Raw genomic sequence first — 16,601 nt, 5'->3', positions numbered from 1 at the left:
CAAGGAAGGTGAACATATGAATGATAAATTAGACGTAAAGGCTGGTGTAAAAGACACATTACCGACAGTTTTTGGATATATAGGCATAGGATTAGCCTTTGGAATTATTGCAAGTTCGGTTGGGCTTAATCCTTTCTTTGTTGGAGCGATGTCGTTATTTATATATGCAGGTGGTGCTCAATTCATAACTGTAAGCATGCTTTCTAGTAGTTTTCCTATACTCTCAATTGTCTTAGCAACATTTTTAATCAACTCAAGAATGATATTGATGAGCATGGCAACAGCTCCATTTTTCAAGCGATACAGTGTATTTAAAAATATTATAATTGGTACTTTTTTAACTGATGAGAGTTTCGCTTTAGGAATGAATAAACAAAACTATACTAATGGAAGGTTGACTTATGAATGGTTCAATACTGCAAACCTAGTATCTTATTTTACATGGGTTGCGTCATCGGTACTAGGTGCATTACTAGGTGGAATAGTTAAGGATCCTAAGGCTTTAGGTTTAGATTTTGCGCTAGTAGCGATGTTTATAGGATTGTTATACTTACAAGTTATTTCAGATTTTACTATCAAGAAAAAAGTACAATTTTTAGTAATTATTGTTGTATTCTTCTTAGTATATTTTGGAATGATTTTTATTCCAAGTAATTTATTAATTATAGCAGTTACTTTAATAGGATGTGCGATAGGAGTGGTATTAAAAAATGTTATCTACTAACTATATAATATTAACAATATTAGGATGTTCAATTGTTACTTGGTTATCTAGGGTACTTCCATTCGTATTATTGAAGAAATTCGATTTACCTAAACCGGTTATAGAGTATCTTAGTTTTGTACCGATTGTAATAATGTCGGCTTTATGGTTCAATAGTCTATTTATTCAAAAGATTGGGGAGTTCCCTCAAATTAATTATGAAAATCTACTTGCTTCTCTACCTACGCTATTAAGTGCAATCATTTCAAAGAGCCTCTTGGTGATAGTTGTAGTAGGAATAGTTTCACTAGCAATTGTTAGACTTGTACTTTAAAAATAAAAATTGAGAATTTTAAGAAAATATTATCAAATTAATTTACAACTTAAATATACATGTTTATAGTTTAAATTTTTTCCGATTTATGGTATCATAAAAAGATAATAAAACATAACAGAAGGATACGAAAAATGGAGAAAGGATTATTAATAGTTCTTTCAGGACCTTCAGGAGTAGGTAAAGGTACTGTTAGAAAAAGAATTTTTGAAAGTAATGATGTTGACTTCGAATATTCAATTTCAATGACGTCAAGAGGTATGAGGCCTGGTGAAGTGGACGGGGTTGATTATTTCTTTAAGACAAAAGAAGAATTTGAATCTTTAATTCAACAGGGTGAGTTATTAGAATATGCTCAATATGTCGATAATTATTACGGAACTCCCGTTAAATATGTAAGGGAGACGATGGAAAAAGGAAAAGACATATTTTTAGAAATTGAAGTACAAGGTGCAGGACAAGTAAAAAGTAAAATTCCGGATGCTTTATTTATATTTTTAGCGCCACCTAGTATTGGTGACCTTAAAGAAAGATTAAAAGGTCGTGGAACTGAGAGTGATGAAGTAATAGAGTCACGTATAGCAAAAGCTAAAAAAGAAATTAATATGATGCATTTATACGATTATGTAGTTGAGAATGACGAAGTGGATAAAGCTGTAGAAAGAATTAGAGCAATCATACTTAGTGAGCATTTAAAACGTGAACGTATTGAGATGAAGTATAGAAGAGCATTGTTAGAATTGGAAGAAATGTAGGAGAAAAAAATGTTATATCCAAAATTAGACGTATTAAAATCAAAAGTAAATTCAAAATATATGCTAGTATCATTAGCAAGTAAAAGAGCAAGAGAACTATTTGCAAATCCAGAAACAAGCAAACTAGACAAATACACTTCTCATAAAGAAGTAGGTAAAGCGCTAGAGGAAATTGCTGAAGGTAAAATTTCTGTATTAGGAAAATAGTTTAAATTATTGTTTACAAAATAGTATTTTTAGTGTAAAGTAATATAAGTGTTTTTCTTTGAGTGATCGCGGCAGAAATGCTGAGGAAAGTCCATACTCACACAGGCTGAGATGCCTGTAGTGTTCAACGCTAAACGAAAAAATAAGTTTAGGCACCTTATGGTGACGGCAGAAAATATGACCTAAGTAGTTTTCTATATGGTTATATATCTTGAAAGTGCCACAGTGACGGAGTTCTTATAGAAATATAAGAAGTGGAACGCGGTAAACCCCTTGAGTGAGCAATTCAAATTTTGGTAGAAGCACTTATTCCGCAGAAATGAATGTAGGAATAGGAAATATGTATATATTTAGACAGATGATCACAGCTATTTTTACGAGAGTAGACTAGTCTCGTTTGAGTAAGATAGATACAGAATATGGCTTATGATAAGAAAACAACTAGTTCTAGGGGCTCTTAGGAGCCCCTTTTTTTAAGGAGGAAGAAATGAATTTTAATTTAGTAGCAACAACCCCTATGGGAATTGAAGCGATAGTGGCTAAAGAAGTACAAGAGTTAGGTTATGAAATAAAAGTAGAAAATGGGAGAGTATATTATTCAGGAGATAAGAGAGCAATAGTACGTTCGAATCTATGGTTAAGATGTGCAGATAGGGTTAAAATCGTAGTTGCACAATTTCCTGCGTATACTTTTGAAGAACTTTTTGAAAAAACTAAAGAAATAGAATGGGATAAATATCTTCCAGTAGATGCCAAATTCCCTGTAGATGGACGAAGTCATAAATCTACATTATTCAGTGTTTCTGACTGTCAGTCAATTGTTAAAAAAGCAATTGTTGAGAAAATGAAGAAAAGTTATGGGATAACAGGTTGGTTAACAGAGACAGGAGCTAGATATAGATTAGAAATTATTATGTTAAATGATATTGCAACTATTCTATTAGATACTTCTGGAGATGGACTGCATAAGCGTGGATACCGTGCTAAACAAGGGACAGCACCATTAAAAGAAACATTAGCAGCAGCAATGGTTAAACTTACAAACTGGAAAGGTGAAACACCATTATATGACTTATTCTGTGGATCAGGAACATTATTAATAGAAGCAGCTATGGCAGCACAAAACATGGCACCTGGAATTAATAGAAACTTTGACTTTGAAAAATGGCCATGGATGCCGAAAAGTCTTGTTGATGAAGAAAGAAATAAGGCAGAAGATCTTATTGATTATGATAAAGAATTAGAATTATATGGTTCTGATATTGATCCTAAAATGATAGCGACTGCTGAAAATAATGCTGAAGAAATCGGATTAGCGGGAGTTATTAAGTTTAAACAGATGTCAGTTTTTGATTTTGTAGCGAAGAAGGAAACTGGTTGTGTAATTGCGAATCCACCATATGGCGAACGTTTAGGTGAGAAAAAAGAAGTAGAAGCTATGTATAAATTTTTAGGAACGGAACTTAAAAATAAGAAACATTGGTCACTTTATTTATTAACATCTCATAAAATGTTTGAACATTTATACGGGAAAAAGGCAACGAAAAGAAGAAAGTTATTTAACGGTTCCATTGAATGTACCTATTATCAATACTGGGGAGAAAAATTAAGATAACATTTGACAATTATAAAAATATATCATAAAATAAGGATGTAAGTAGAGTTATATACAAAAAGAAAAGAGGTTGAGTTTATGCATTTAACAAAAAGTACGGAACAAGCAATCTGTATAATGGTGATGTTATACCTTCAAGATAGGCATGTTTTCTTGAATTCTAAGGAAATTAGTCAGCGTTTAAATATTTCTCCAACATATCTGAAAAAAATTATGAGAAAATTGGTTGTCAATGATTTAGTAAAAGCTAATACGGGTATTGGCGGGGGATATAAATATAAATCAAATAAGAAAGTTACTTTATACGATATATATGTAGCACTTAATGATGAAGTAGAAATTTTTGCATTAAAAACAGATTATGTTTCAAAAATTTTCGAAGGAGCCCTAGCAGTAGATAAACGTTATAGCAAATATCTGAAAAAAGTAAATACAGTCAATAAAGCTATAAAGTCTTCTTTAGAGGATATTACAATAGAAAGCTTAGTTGAGGATATTCTAGAAGAAAATTCTAAAATAAGACTAGACTGGAATAATTGGGAAGATGAATTTGAAAGGGTAAATGTCTTCTTTAAAGGATAAAAAAATACGGTTATGAAATTTCATAACCGTATTTTTTATTATAAAGCAGCAGCGAATGCTTCGATAAACTTATCAATATTTTCAAAATCTTCGTCTGTATCAGCTTCTATTTCAATTTTAAGATTTTCTGTAGGATTAGTAGCACCAGTTTTAGCGATTTGCTCGTCGAATTGATCTACAGAAACACAATATTCATCATAAATTGTGTCACCAGTTCCGATAACTCCGTAGATTTTTCCTTCATAGTTTTTGTCAGCAAGAGCTTCGAAAAATTCTTCCATTTCCTCAGGTAACTCACCTTCACCATATGTGTAAGTAGCTACGATAAATGCGTCTGCATCATCAAGAAAATCAAAATCTTCCATATCTTCGATAAATAGTTTTTCTAGTTCTAAGCCTTTTTCTTCTTCAAATTTTTCAATCATTAAATCAGATAACATTTCAGTATTACCAGTTAAGCTTGCATAAACTAATTTAATATTCAAAAAAATCCCTCCGTTCTATTTGTATATAAATGATAACTATTCCTTATTATAACGTATTAGAAAAGCTAAGTAAACAAAAATATTTTAGAAAAAAGTTTTTTCGAGAAAAAAATATTGAAAATAAATGAAAATTGTAGTTTAATTATCATTTACATTTCGGAGGTATAATATGAGCTGACTCAAAAGTCTTAAAATTTAACAAAGTTCATATGATAATTCATAGACGCAGTGGTTTATTGATATCTAAATTTGCTTTATAAAAGCTTTTTAGATATCTAAAAAACTGTGCGAGGGTGACTTGACAAAGTCTTGTTTCTTAAGAAATCAAGGTTTTGTCGAGTCACTCTCTTTTTTGTATTCAAATATTATAGTTAAGTATAGTAAGAATATAAAAACTATCTAATTACATTATTAAAATGTAGAAAGTTATTTAAAATATGAGTTAAGAAAACTATAATATGTATATTATTAGTTTTTTTGTTCGCAATATGATAATATAATAAAGGTAAAAATTTAGTAATATATCAAAATTTTGGTCAAAGCATTATTTTGCAATTACGTTAAAATATATGGAGGTACTATGACTGAATTTTTAAAAGAATATGATGTTATTGTAATTGGAGGAGGACATGCCGGAATTGAGGCAGCACACGCCGCTAGTAGAAAAGGTGTAAAAACTTTAATGATTACAATTAATTTAGATACTATTGGTTTTATGCCATGTAATCCGAGTGTAGGAGGTCCTGCAAAGGGTATTGTTGTTCGTGAAGTGGATGCACTTGGTGGACTTATGGGACGCGTAGCCGATAAAACTAATATTCAAAGTAAGATGTTAAATACTGCAAAAGGTCCAGCAGTTCGTGCATTAAGAATGCAATCTGACAAGGTAGAATATCAACTTGAGATGAAGAGAATCTTAGAAGATACTCCAAACTTAGATATTGAGCAAGCAATGGTACGTGAGCTAATTATTGATGATAATAAAGTGGTTGGTCTAAGAACTATGCTAGGTACAGCATATAAAGCTAAGACAATAATCATAACAACTGGTACTTATTTACGTGGTGAAATCGTAATTGGAGATATTAAATATTCTTCTGGGCCGAATCACCAAATGCCATCAATTGACCTTGCAAAACAATTAGAAGAATTAGGTTTTGATTTAGTTAGATTTAAAACTGGAACACCACCAAGGGTTAATGCTGATAGTGTAGATTTTTCAAAAACAGCAATTCAGCCGGGAGATGATGAGGAGCATGCATTTAGTTATGAAACTACAGAATTTGTAAAAGATCAGGTTCCTTGTTGGTTAACTTATACTAATACAAACACGCATGAAATTATTGATAAAAACTTAGGGCGTTCTGCAATGTACTCTGGAGTAATTAAAGGAACAGGACCAAGATATTGTCCGAGTATTGAAGATAAATATGTTCGTTTTAATGATAAGGAAAGACACCAACTTTTCTTAGAGCCAGAGGGAAGAAATACGAAAGAAATTTATGTACAAGGTTTATCAACTTCTTTACCAGATGATGTACAAAGAGACATGGTTCGAAGTATTGCAGGACTAGAAAATGCAGTTATTATGCGTAATGGTTATGCTATTGAGTATGATGCTGTAAATCCAACAACACTTTGGCCAACATTAGAAACAAAATTAATCGATGGATTATTCACAGCAGGTCAAATTAATGGTACAAGTGGTTACGAAGAAGCCGCAGGTCAAGGAATTATGGCAGGTATAAATGCTGCATGTAAAGTACTAGGAGAAGAACCTATGATTCTTGGTCGTGATGAAGCATATATTGGCGTTCTTATTGATGACTTGGTAACAAAAGGAACAAACGAACCATATAGACTTCTAACTTCAAGAGCGGAACATAGATTACTTTTACGTCATGATAATGCAGATATGCGTTTAACGGAAAAAGCTTTTAACTATGGCTTAGTAACTGAAGAAAGATATAATAAATTCTGTGAAAAACGTAGTATGGTAGCTGATGAAATAGAAAGACTTAAGACTTTTAGAATAACTCCAACAGCTGTGACTTTAGAAAAATTAGCGGAGTTAAATAGTGCGGAAATTCGTGATGGAATTTTAGCCATTGATATGCTAAGACGTCCAGAATTATCTCATGCAAATGTACTTTATTTGGCAAATGACGAAACAGTTTTACCTAAAGACGTAGTAGAACAAGTTGAAATCGAGGTTAAATATGAAGGTTATATTAAAAAATCTATTCAACAAGTTGAAAAACTTAAAAAAATGAATGAGATGAAAATACCTACAGATTTAAATTATGATGATGTACCAAGTTTAGCTTTAGAAGCAAGGGAAAAACTAAAAAAAGTTTTACCATTAACCATTGGACAAGCATCTCGCATATCAGGAGTTAACCCAGCGGATATTTCTATTCTATTAGTATACTTAGAACAAAGAAGAGGTATGAATAATGAATAAAGAGCAGTTCTATAATGCTGTGAAAGAAAAGGTAGGTATAGAATTATCAGAACTTCAGAAAGAGCAGTATAGTAAATACTATGATTTAGTTGTAGAATGGAATCAAAAAATTAATCTTACTGCTATTACTGAAGAAGATGAGTTCTATACAAAACATTTCTTTGATTCAATTTCATTAGCATTTTATAAAGATTATTCAAATATTGAAAGTATTTGTGATGTGGGAAGCGGGGCAGGATTTCCATCTATTCCACTGAAAATATTATACCCAAATTTAAAAGTTACTATTGTTGATTCTTTAAATAAACGTATTAAGTTTTTAAATCTAGTTAAAGATGAACTTGGACTTAGTAATTGTAATTTTGTTCATGCTAGAGCGGAAGAATTTGGTCAAAATAAAGAATACAGAGAAAGTTTTGAAATAGTAACTGCTAGAGCGGTAGCAAGATTAAATGTATTAGCTGAGCTTTGTTTACCATTAGTTAAGAAAGATGGTTACTTCTTAAGTTTAAAAGCTCAAAAAGCTGAAGAAGAGACTAAAGAAGCAATAAATGCAATAAAACTTTTAGGTGGAAAACTAGAGCAAGATCTTGAATTTGATATTGAAGGTGAAGAAAGGCATATACTAGAAATTCGCAAAGCCAAAGAAACACCAAATAAATATCCAAGGAAAGCTGGGACACCGAATAAAAAACCATTATTATAGAATATATTAAAGGGGCTGACCTAAAAGACCTAAATTTTAACAAAGTGTATATGAGAATTCATAGACGCAGTAGTTTATTGATATCTAAATTCGCTTTATAAAAGCTTTTTAGATATCTAATAAACTGTGCGGGGGTGACTCTGAAAAATCGATTTCTACGAAATCACGATTTTTGAGTCACTCCCTTTTGTATATACTTTAATGAGATAAAAAAAAGAAAAAAGGAAGAAATTTTCAAAAAATTCTTTACTTTTTTTTGATTTTATATTATTATATTTATTATATTAAAAACAACCAAAAAAGGAGGATATATATGTCAAAAAGAGTAAAGGATTTTCTTAATATAATTTTAAATGGAACTGCCTTAGGAGTGGTTGCTGCATTAATTCCAAATGCTGTTTTAAGTACATTATTTAAGTACTTGGGAACCTTATTTGCACCAAATGTATTCACTACACTTTCACAAGCGATGTATTTATTACAATTTTCTGTACCAGTTTTAGTTGGTGTAATTGTAGGGCAAAGTTTAAAATTCAAACCTTTAGAGTCATCAGTATTAGGTGCTACAGTCTTAGCAGCTAGTGGATCATTAACTTTTAATGCTCAAACAAAAGCGTGGACTGGAGTTCCAATGGGAGATTTATTTAATGTAATGTTAATAGCGGCAATTGGAGCATTGGTATTAGCTTATGTTAAGGATAAATTTGGATCTGTTACTATTATTTTCTTACCAATAACTGGGGGATTAGTAGCAGCATTAGGATTAGCAACGTTACCATATACTAAGAGCCTAACGAAACTTTTAGCATCAATAATTTTTGAATTTACAACATTACAACCAGTTTTAATGTGTATATTAATAACTATGGCATTTTCATTCTTAATCGTAACACCTGTATCAACAGTAGCGATGGGAATAATTTTATTCACGAATGAAAACTATGTAGGAGCTGGGGCAGCTACATTAGGGTTAGTTTCAGCAGCTGCTGTACTAGCAATTGGTACATATAGAGCGAATAGTAAAGGAGCTAGTGTTGCTATCATACTAGGAGCAATTAAACTTATGATGCCTAACTGTGCACGTAAGCCACAGTTATTCTTGACTATTTTAACAACAGCAGCAGTTACAGGTCTATCTGGGTACTTCCTAAAAATTCTTGGAACTCATGAGAGTGCAGGGTTCGGAATCATTGGATTAATCGGACCTACAAAATCATACTCTATGAATGGTGGAAACTTACTTCCAATTCTGTTAGCATTCTTTGTAATTCCGTTTGTAGTTGCATTCTTAGCTGATAGACTTTATTCAGATGTATTAAAACTATATAAACCTGAAGCATATAAACCAGAAAACTTATAATAAATTAAAAGGTGCTGACTCAAAAGCCCTAAATTTTAACAAGGTTTATATGAAAACTCATAAACGCAGTGGTTTATTAATATTTAAATTCGCTTTATAAAAGCTTTTTAGATATCTAATAAACTGTGTGGGGGTGACTCGACAAAATCGATTTCTTCGAAATCTCGATTTTGTCGAGTCACTCCCTTTTTTTATGTGAAAATCACAGAGATAACATTGACAAAGTAATTTTGTAATTATAAAATTATAGTAGAAAATATATTAAGGAGAATGATTATGAAAATTTTATTTGCAGGAGCTGGGGCACTAGGTTCAAGATTTGGGTATATGTTATTTAAAAATAATGAGGATGTGACTTTTGTCGATACTTGGGAAGAACATGTTGAAAATATAAGAAATAAAGGATTAAAAGTAATAATTGATGAGGTTGATTTAGGAAACTTCTATATTCCAATATATAAACCAGAGCAGATAACAGGGAAGTATGATGTTATATTCATAGCTACTAAATCAATGCAGTTAAGACCAATGTTAGAAAGTGTAAAACATCTTTTTCATGAGAATACTAAAATTATTTGTATATTAAATGGTCTTGGGCATGTGGAAACGTTAAAAGATTATGTAAAAGAAGAAAATATATTAATTGGTGTTACAGTATGGACTAGTGGTCTTGGAGGACCAGGAATATTGGAAGCCCATGGAACAGGAAAAATAGAATTTAAACAGGTTAAAGAAGTTAATTTAGAAAGGACGTTATCTTTAGTAGAAAGATTTAACGATGCTGGACTAAATATTAAGTATTCAGCTGACACTTATCAATCAATCTGGCATAAAGCTGGATTAAATTGTGTCCTAAATTCATATTGTACTTTAATTGATTGTAATATTAATCAGTATGGTAATTATGATAAGAATTTAGAATTGACAAGAGCAGTTTTGAATGAGGTAACAGCTGTAGGGAGAGCAGAAGGTATTGACGTAAAACAAGAGGTTATTGAAAAAAATATAGAAAATCTATTCTCATTAGAAACTGGAGGAGCACACTATCCTTCACTTTATCAAGATATGAAAAATGGTCGCCTTACTGAGATTGATTATCTAAATGGAGAAGTATCAAGATTAGGAAAAATTCATAATATTCCAACTCCGGTCTGTGATGTTATTACATTAATGATTCACTCTAAGGAGTTCATCAATAATAATAAATAATAGTATTATAAAAGGGATGCTAAAAGGCTCTGAGTAGAGAAATATCAATGTTTTACTTGTATTTTTCTGTTAAAAAAGGTATAATAGTTCGTATGTTCAATTTGTCTATTATTGAATAGGAGGAAAAGATATGTCATTAGAAATTAATAATGAATTTGGTCATGTTTCTATAAGTGATGATGTTATTGCATCAGTAGCAGGTGGAGCAGCGGTAAGTTGCTACGGAATTATAGGAATGGCTAGTAAAAATCAAGTTAAAGATGGAATTACAGAAATTTTACGTAAAGAAAATTACGCAAAAGGAATTAAAGTAAAAAAAGACGAAGATAAACTTGTTATTGATTTATATATCATTGTTATGTATGGAACAAAAATTTCAGAAATAGCTAACAATGTTCAATCTTCAGTTAAATATCAAATAGAAAAAACACTAGGTGTTAAAGTAGATGAAATTAACATTTACATTCAAGGCATCAAGGTAAATAAATAGGAGGAAAGATAGTGGAGAAAATTAACGGACTTGTTTTAGCTGAAATGATCGACTTAGGATCAAAAAATTTAGCTAAAAATGCAGAAAAAATAAACGCATTGAACGTTTTCCCTGTACCAGATGGTGATACAGGAACAAATATGAATCTTTCGATGTCATCAGGTGCAAAAGAAACAGCTGCAAATGTTGTTGAAAATATCGGTGAATTAGGTAAATCTTTTTCTAAAGGTTTATTAATGGGGGCACGTGGAAACTCTGGTGTTATCCTTTCTCAACTATTTAGAGGGATGTCTCAACACATAGCTGATAAAAAGGAAGTTAATGCAAAAGAATTTGCTGAAGCTATTCAAAACGGTGTAAGTATTGCATATAAAGCGATAATTAAACCAGTAGAAGGAACAATCCTAACAGTTGCACGTGAAGCAGCAGAAGCTGGACTTAAAGCAGCGGAAAATACTTCATCAGTAGTTGAAGTTATGGAAGCTATTTATTTTGAAGCGCAAGCGTCACTAAAAAGAACACCTGAATTATTACCAATATTAAAAGAAGTTGGTGTAGTAGACTCAGGTGGTCAAGGTCTTGTTTGTGTATATCAAGGATTTGTTGCTGCACTAAAAGGTGAAAAAATCGAGGGTCTAGAAGCGGTAGAAACTAATGTTGTTGACATGCAATTCGAAGATGATCATGATATGGATTTCATGAGCCCAGAAGATATAGTGTACGGATTCTGTACAGAATTTACAGTGCGTCTTAATAAAGAGAAAAAAGAATTTAATGAAGATAAATTCCGTGAAGATATGAGTAAATTTGGGGATTCATTATTAGTTATTTCTGATAGTGAGTATGTAAAAATTCACGTTCATACAGAAACTCCAGGAGATGTGTTCAACTATGGACAACAGTACGGAGAACTTATCAAAATTAAATCTGATAATATGAGAGAACAACACCGTGAAGTTCTTAGAAAACAAGAAGCTAAACAAGCAACTGCTCCAAAAGAACTTAAAGAACAAGCGATGATTTCTATTTCTATGGGAGCTGGATTAAGTAAAGTTCTAACTTCAATGGGAGTTGATTATATCGTTGAAGGTGGACAAACGATGAATCCATCTACTGAAGATATTATGAAAGCTATAAAAGAAGTTAACGCTAAAAATATCTTTATTTTCCCTAATAACAAAAACATCCAACTTGCAGCAAAACAAGCTGCTGAGTTAGCAGAAGAAAATGTTTTTGTTGTTGAGAGTAAAACAGCACCTCAGGGGCTTGCAGCGGTAATGGTATATAATCCACAAGCAGCTGCTGAAGAAAACTTTGCAAATATGCAAGAAGTTTTATCTACAGTAAGTACTTTAGAAGTTACTCATGCTGTTCGTGATACTAATATTGAGGGTGTTGAAATTAAGAAAGATGAATTTATGGGAATTAGAGATGGTAAGATTGTAGTTTCTAATCTATCACTTAATGCAGTATTAGAAGAATTATTAGAAAAATCACTTGATGAAGATTCTGAAATTGTTACACTTTACCTTGGTGAAGAAAGTACAGAAGAATATACTGATTTCTTAGAACAATTAATCGAAGAGAAATATCCTGATGTAGAAGTTGAACTTATTGAATCAGGGCAACCAGTATACCCATATATTATTGGGGTTGAATAATAATTAATTGTAATGTTAAAAAAGTAGCATTAGTCTAAAACGGATTAATGCTACTTTAAAGTTGATAGAGTAAAATATCAATATACTAATCATAAGACATTAAAGTAAAATAGATTGTGATTGGAAAGGAGAAAACATGGTTGATATAATTATTGCATTATTATTAGCTGCAGGTGCGTACCTAGGATACAAACGTGGGTTAATTATGCAAATTTTTTATCTAGGAACTATTGTAATAGGCTATGTAATATCAATGTTATTCAGTTCAAGATTAGCATATTTATTTACAAGTATGATACCAATTCCAACTGATGTTACAGATGGTTTAGAAGGAATATATAAAGGATTAAATATTCCAACTGCATATTACCGAATAGTTTCATTTATTGTATTATTTATTGTAATTCGATTAATAATACAAATTCTAGCTCAAACATTAGGAGTTGTTAGAAAATTACCGTTAATAAAAATAACGGATAGATATTTAGGTGCTATTTTAGGATTTGTGGAAATCTATTTAATAGTTTTCGTTGTATTATATCTAGTAACGGTATTGCCTACACCAGACTGGAAGATAGCAATATTTAAAGATTCAGTGCTGCCAGACTATATAATACAAAACACACCAGTGTTATCAAAACAGTTTATTAGTTTATTCTTTAATAAATAATTGAGAAATTCGGAGTACGTAAGGTACTTCGAATTTTTGTGTCTGGAAAGTAAGCTTTTAATCGAAAGAAATTGTTTAATGCTTGTATTTAGTGTATAATAGTTTGTGTTATAAAAAGATAAAGCATGTAAATATAGATAGAAGGAGTGAGATTAGATTGAATAAAATTACTCAAAAGAAACTTAATTTAGACTTAGTTTTAAAAGATATAGAGAAATATTGTTTCTCAGAGTTATCTTATGAAAAAATAAAAAATTTAGAATATATAACAAATTATGATAAGTTAGTAGAAGTTCATAAAGAAAACGAAGAAGGATATGACCTACTAAGAAAATATCCAAATGAATTTAAATTAAAAATATTTGATTATAATGCTAGTGTTAAGAAAGCTAAAATTGATAGTGTCCTTTCAGAAAAGGAACTTTTCCATATATTAAGAAATATTATAACTTATGATAGATTTTCTAGAAGATTTGAGAATATTAAATTACAAGAACATGCTAACTATTCTAGTTTAACAAAGTATGTTATTAAGCTAGATGATTTTAGTAATCTTGAAAGATATCTAGATAGAATAATAGATGAGGACGGTTATATAAGACCAGACGCTTCATTGGAACTGAAAAATATCAAAGTAAATATTTCTAAGTTGAAAAATAAAAGTGATCAAATTTTAAAAAATATACTTAGATCTAATGTTAAAAAATTAACTGAAGCAATTGTTACAAAGAGAAATGACCGTGATGTTATTTTAGTAAAACCAGAATATAAAAATGATTTTGGTGGAATTATCCATGATGAGAGTGCTTCAGGTAATACTTTTTATGTTGAACCAAAAGAAAATGTAGAGATTAATAATGAAATCGGAATACTAAAACGTAAAGAAAGAGAAGAAATACTTAGAATTTTAAAAGAAGCTTCAGAAGTTATTAAAGAAAAAGCTGATGAACTTATAAATTCACTTTGGAATTTCTCACAAATAGAGTTTATTTTTTCAAAAATGAACTTTTGTGCTAGAAATGGCTTTAATAAACAAAACATAGTAAATTCACAAGAACTTAATCTAAAGAAAGCATATAATCCATTAATTGATAAAGATGTAGTTGTAAAAAATGATGTTATTCTAGACAATAAAGGAAATTCACTAATAATAACTGGTCCTAATACTGGTGGTAAGACTGTAATCTTAAAAACAGTTGGATTATGTGTGTACTTATCACATTTAGGATTTTACATACCAGCTCTAGAGGAATCAACAGTCGGATTTTTTGAAGATGTATTTGTAGATGTGGGAGATGAGCAATCAATCGAGAATAACTTATCTACTTTTTCTTCACATATGACTAATATAATTGATATATTAAATAAAACAAATAATAAGAGTATTATTTTATTAGATGAATTATGTTCAGGAACTGATCCAAGTGAAGGTGCTGTGCTATCAATTGCATTATTAGAAAAATTCAAAAATCTAAATGCAACGATGTTATGTACAACGCACTACCCAGAAATTAAAAACTATTGCTTCGAATCAGAGTATTATAAAAACTCATCTATGGAATTTGATTTTGAGAAATTAAAACCAACCTATAGATTTATTATAGGGTTACCAGGGAAATCTAATGCAATTAACATTTCAGCAAAATTAGGTTTGGAGCAATCTATTATAGAAGAAGCAAGTTCGTTATTAGAAGTTAATATAAAAGAGAATAATCTTTTTATAGATAAACTATCGGAAAGCATTAGAGAATATGATTATAAATTAGAATATATAAATAAAAGTTTAGATGAAATTGATGATGTTAAAGAAACTCTTGAATCTAATCTACAGAAATATGAAGAATATAAAGAAAGTCTGTATAATGATTTAAGTATAGAATTAAATAAAGAAATAGAAGAGAAAAAAGAAGAGATCCTTGAAATTTATAGAGAATTTAAAGACAATACTTCTTTAAAACAACATGAGCTTAATGACTTACTTCATTCTATGGATAAGAGTAAGAATAAAGTAAAATTACAAAGAAAATTAGAAAGTCAACCTAAGTTTAATAATAGTGAAATACAGGTTGGTGATGATGTTCTTGTTTTAAGTTATAATCAAAGAGCAACTGTATTAGAAATCTCAGGAAATACCCTACAAATTAAAATGGGGGCTATGAAACTAAATATTAAGAAAAAAGAAGTTAGAAAAATTGATAGTGAACCAGAAGTTGCTAAACGTTATGTAAGCACAAGTAGTGTAAGTAGTAAAAAAGTGGGTATTGATATTAATGTAATAGGATTAAATACAGAAGAAGCCATAAGAGAAATTGAAAACTATATGGATAAAGTAATACTGCAAGGTTATGACACGTTTACTATTATTCATGGTTTGGGATCTGGTATACTACGAAAAAATATCGGAGAATACCTTAAAAATAACAGATATGTAGCTAGCTATAGAACCGGAGGGCAAAACGAAGGTGGAATGGGAGCTACTGTGGTTGAGATGAAATAAAAGGGGATGATCTAAAAGTCCTAAATTTTAACAAAGTGTATATGATAACTCATAGACGCAGTGGTTTATTGATATCTAAATTCGCTTTATAAAAGCTTTTTAGATATCTAATAAACTTTGCGGGGGTGACTCGACAAAATCGATTTCTCCGAAATCACGATTTTTGAGTCACTCCCTTATTTTTTATATATCCAATATCTTAGTGTAATTCTAGATTCTTCTATTACCTCGTTTTCTAAAATACCACCACATGATTCAATAGTGCGTTTTGAAGCAATATTATTTTTATCACAGGTAACTAAAATTTTATCAAGACCAAGTGAAAACAAAAATTCAGAAGTGTAGGTTAACATTTTCTTTGCATATCCTTTTCTACGTTCTGATTTTCTAACACTGTAACCTATATGACCACCAAAGTTTAAAAGATAATCATTAAGTTCATGTCTACCGTTAATAATACCTACAATTTTGTCATTATCTAGTGCAAAGAAAGTATGTGCAGTAACAAATCTTGGAGTGACTGTTTCTTTATACTTAGTATTTTCTGTAAATTGTACCCATTCAGGGATAGATAAAGCAGTCATATTTGCTGCACCGTGGATAGTTTCGTTGTTTAAAATAAACTCATTCTTATAGTCTTCAATTTGTTGAAATGAAACATCGATAGGTTCTTTAAAAGTAATCATAATAAATCCTCCTTGTACTGTATACTTATATAATATCTCAATAGAATTTGATTGTAAATAGTAAAAAGAAAGAAAAATTGAAATAAAAATGAAAAAGTATGAAAATATTATTGACAAGAAATAAAGTTGATGATAGAATAGTAAAAGTCTTCTCAAGAAGAAGACGAACAATCAAAC

General features: G+C 30.5%; 16 protein-coding genes and 1 other RNA gene. 15 read left to right on the top strand and 2 right to left on the bottom strand.

Translation table 11 applies throughout. From position 1 onward, the window contains the following. Window positions 1-16 precede the first annotated feature (16 nt). The 7 genes from ACO6OL_RS04690 to ACO6OL_RS04660 all read left to right on the top strand — a co-directional run bounded on the left by ACO6OL_RS04690 (window position 17) and on the right by ACO6OL_RS04660 (window position 4,196). Window positions 17-724, top strand: coding sequence for an AzlC family ABC transporter permease (locus tag ACO6OL_RS04690; protein ID WP_314160781.1), 708 nt, complete (start codon window positions 17-19; stop codon window positions 722-724). Beyond that, window positions 711-1,037 carry an AzlD domain-containing protein gene (locus tag ACO6OL_RS04685; protein WP_485502299.1) on the top strand — a complete coding sequence of 109 codons (327 nt, stop codon included), beginning with the start codon at window positions 711-713 and terminating at the stop codon, window positions 1,035-1,037. Before ACO6OL_RS04690 ends, ACO6OL_RS04685 begins: the two co-directional genes overlap by 14 nt. Window positions 1,038-1,171: 134 nt before the next feature. Continuing rightward, window positions 1,172-1,792 carry a guanylate kinase gene (gene gmk, locus ACO6OL_RS04680; RefSeq protein ID WP_060913708.1) on the top strand — a complete coding sequence of 207 codons (621 nt, stop codon included), beginning with the start codon at window positions 1,172-1,174 and terminating at the stop codon, window positions 1,790-1,792. A gap of 9 nt (window positions 1,793-1,801) precedes the next feature. Then, complete coding sequence (gene rpoZ / locus ACO6OL_RS04675; RefSeq protein ID WP_314160783.1) at window positions 1,802-1,999, top strand: DNA-directed RNA polymerase subunit omega; 198 nt, start codon at window positions 1,802-1,804, stop codon at window positions 1,997-1,999. Window positions 2,000-2,053: 54 nt separating this feature from the next. Then, an RNA gene (rnpB, locus tag ACO6OL_RS04670) (RNase P RNA component class B) lies at window positions 2,054-2,431 on the top strand. Between the two features lie 55 nt (window positions 2,432-2,486). After that, complete coding sequence (locus tag ACO6OL_RS04665) at window positions 2,487-3,614, top strand: THUMP domain-containing class I SAM-dependent RNA methyltransferase (RefSeq protein WP_485502298.1); 1,128 nt, start codon at window positions 2,487-2,489, stop codon at window positions 3,612-3,614. A 78-nt stretch (window positions 3,615-3,692) separates the two neighbouring features. Then, window positions 3,693-4,196, top strand: coding sequence for an RrF2 family transcriptional regulator (locus ACO6OL_RS04660; protein ID WP_485502297.1), 504 nt, complete (start codon window positions 3,693-3,695; stop codon window positions 4,194-4,196). Between the two features lie 38 nt (window positions 4,197-4,234). Here the strand turns inward: ACO6OL_RS04660 and ACO6OL_RS04655 are convergent, their stop codons facing one another. Then, on the bottom strand, window positions 4,235-4,681 hold the full coding sequence (locus tag ACO6OL_RS04655; RefSeq protein ID WP_485502296.1) for a flavodoxin: 447 nt from the start codon (window positions 4,679-4,681) through the stop codon (window positions 4,235-4,237). A gap of 580 nt (window positions 4,682-5,261) precedes the next feature. Between ACO6OL_RS04655 and mnmG the strand changes: the two genes are divergently transcribed. The 8 genes from mnmG (at window position 5,262) to ACO6OL_RS04615 (ending at window position 15,738) form a co-directional block, all read left to right on the top strand. After that, window positions 5,262-7,145 carry a tRNA uridine-5-carboxymethylaminomethyl(34) synthesis enzyme MnmG gene (mnmG, locus tag ACO6OL_RS04650; protein WP_485502295.1) on the top strand — a complete coding sequence of 628 codons (1,884 nt, stop codon included), beginning with the start codon at window positions 5,262-5,264 and terminating at the stop codon, window positions 7,143-7,145. Next, on the top strand, window positions 7,138-7,851 hold the full coding sequence (gene rsmG, locus ACO6OL_RS04645) for a 16S rRNA (guanine(527)-N(7))-methyltransferase RsmG (protein WP_314160796.1): 714 nt from the start codon (window positions 7,138-7,140) through the stop codon (window positions 7,849-7,851). Before mnmG ends, rsmG begins: the two co-directional genes overlap by 8 nt. Before the next feature lie 313 nt (window positions 7,852-8,164). Further along, on the top strand, window positions 8,165-9,211 hold the full coding sequence (locus ACO6OL_RS04640) for a PTS sugar transporter subunit IIC (RefSeq protein WP_485502294.1): 1,047 nt from the start codon (window positions 8,165-8,167) through the stop codon (window positions 9,209-9,211). Window positions 9,212-9,487: 276 nt separating this feature from the next. Beyond that, window positions 9,488-10,420 (top strand): ketopantoate reductase family protein, encoded by a 933-nt coding sequence (locus ACO6OL_RS04635; protein ID WP_485502293.1) that lies wholly within the window; start codon window positions 9,488-9,490, stop codon window positions 10,418-10,420. A 130-nt stretch (window positions 10,421-10,550) separates the two neighbouring features. Continuing rightward, a complete protein-coding gene (locus ACO6OL_RS04630; RefSeq protein ID WP_003144659.1) occupies window positions 10,551-10,910 on the top strand; it encodes an Asp23/Gls24 family envelope stress response protein in 360 nt (119 codons plus the stop codon). Window positions 10,911-10,921: 11 nt separating this feature from the next. After that, a complete protein-coding gene (locus tag ACO6OL_RS04625) occupies window positions 10,922-12,571 on the top strand; it encodes a DAK2 domain-containing protein (RefSeq protein ID WP_485502292.1) in 1,650 nt (549 codons plus the stop codon). Window positions 12,572-12,707: 136 nt separating this feature from the next. Further along, entirely contained in the window at window positions 12,708-13,241 is a 534-nt protein-coding gene (locus ACO6OL_RS04620; protein ID WP_485502291.1) for a CvpA family protein, read from the top strand. A gap of 157 nt (window positions 13,242-13,398) precedes the next feature. Next, the gene (locus ACO6OL_RS04615; protein WP_485502290.1) at window positions 13,399-15,738 is read left to right on the top strand and encodes an endonuclease MutS2; all 2,340 of its coding nucleotides are present in this window, start codon (window positions 13,399-13,401) and stop codon (window positions 15,736-15,738) included. A 176-nt stretch (window positions 15,739-15,914) separates the two neighbouring features. On the opposite strand, the gene ACO6OL_RS04610 is transcribed toward ACO6OL_RS04615, so the two are convergent. Beyond that, window positions 15,915-16,424 carry a GNAT family N-acetyltransferase gene (locus ACO6OL_RS04610; RefSeq protein ID WP_485502289.1) on the bottom strand — a complete coding sequence of 170 codons (510 nt, stop codon included), beginning with the start codon at window positions 16,422-16,424 and terminating at the stop codon, window positions 15,915-15,917. Window positions 16,425-16,601 lie beyond the last annotated feature (177 nt).

It is taken from the genome of Gemella sp. (genome assembly GCF_057272915.1).
Note: the sequence above shows the minus strand (reverse complement) of the source record. Positions and strands in the feature narration are given on the sequence as shown.

Coding starts and splice junctions, on each gene's coding strand:
- ACO6OL_RS04690 (WP_314160781.1), top strand. CDS start 17: ATGAATGATAAATTAGACGTAAAGGCTGGTGTAAAAGACACATTACCG.
- ACO6OL_RS04685 (WP_485502299.1), top strand. CDS start 711: ATGTTATCTACTAACTATATAATATTAACAATATTAGGATGTTCAATT.
- gmk (WP_060913708.1), top strand. CDS start 1,172: ATGGAGAAAGGATTATTAATAGTTCTTTCAGGACCTTCAGGAGTAGGT.
- rpoZ (WP_314160783.1), top strand. CDS start 1,802: ATGTTATATCCAAAATTAGACGTATTAAAATCAAAAGTAAATTCAAAA.
- ACO6OL_RS04665 (WP_485502298.1), top strand. CDS start 2,487: ATGAATTTTAATTTAGTAGCAACAACCCCTATGGGAATTGAAGCGATA.
- ACO6OL_RS04660 (WP_485502297.1), top strand. CDS start 3,693: ATGCATTTAACAAAAAGTACGGAACAAGCAATCTGTATAATGGTGATG.
- mnmG (WP_485502295.1), top strand. CDS start 5,262: ATGACTGAATTTTTAAAAGAATATGATGTTATTGTAATTGGAGGAGGA.
- rsmG (WP_314160796.1), top strand. CDS start 7,138: ATGAATAAAGAGCAGTTCTATAATGCTGTGAAAGAAAAGGTAGGTATA.
- ACO6OL_RS04640 (WP_485502294.1), top strand. CDS start 8,165: ATGTCAAAAAGAGTAAAGGATTTTCTTAATATAATTTTAAATGGAACT.
- ACO6OL_RS04635 (WP_485502293.1), top strand. CDS start 9,488: ATGAAAATTTTATTTGCAGGAGCTGGGGCACTAGGTTCAAGATTTGGG.
- ACO6OL_RS04630 (WP_003144659.1), top strand. CDS start 10,551: ATGTCATTAGAAATTAATAATGAATTTGGTCATGTTTCTATAAGTGAT.
- ACO6OL_RS04620 (WP_485502291.1), top strand. CDS start 12,708: ATGGTTGATATAATTATTGCATTATTATTAGCTGCAGGTGCGTACCTA.
- ACO6OL_RS04610 (WP_485502289.1), bottom strand. CDS start 16,424: ATGATTACTTTTAAAGAACCTATCGATGTTTCATTTCAACAAATTGAA.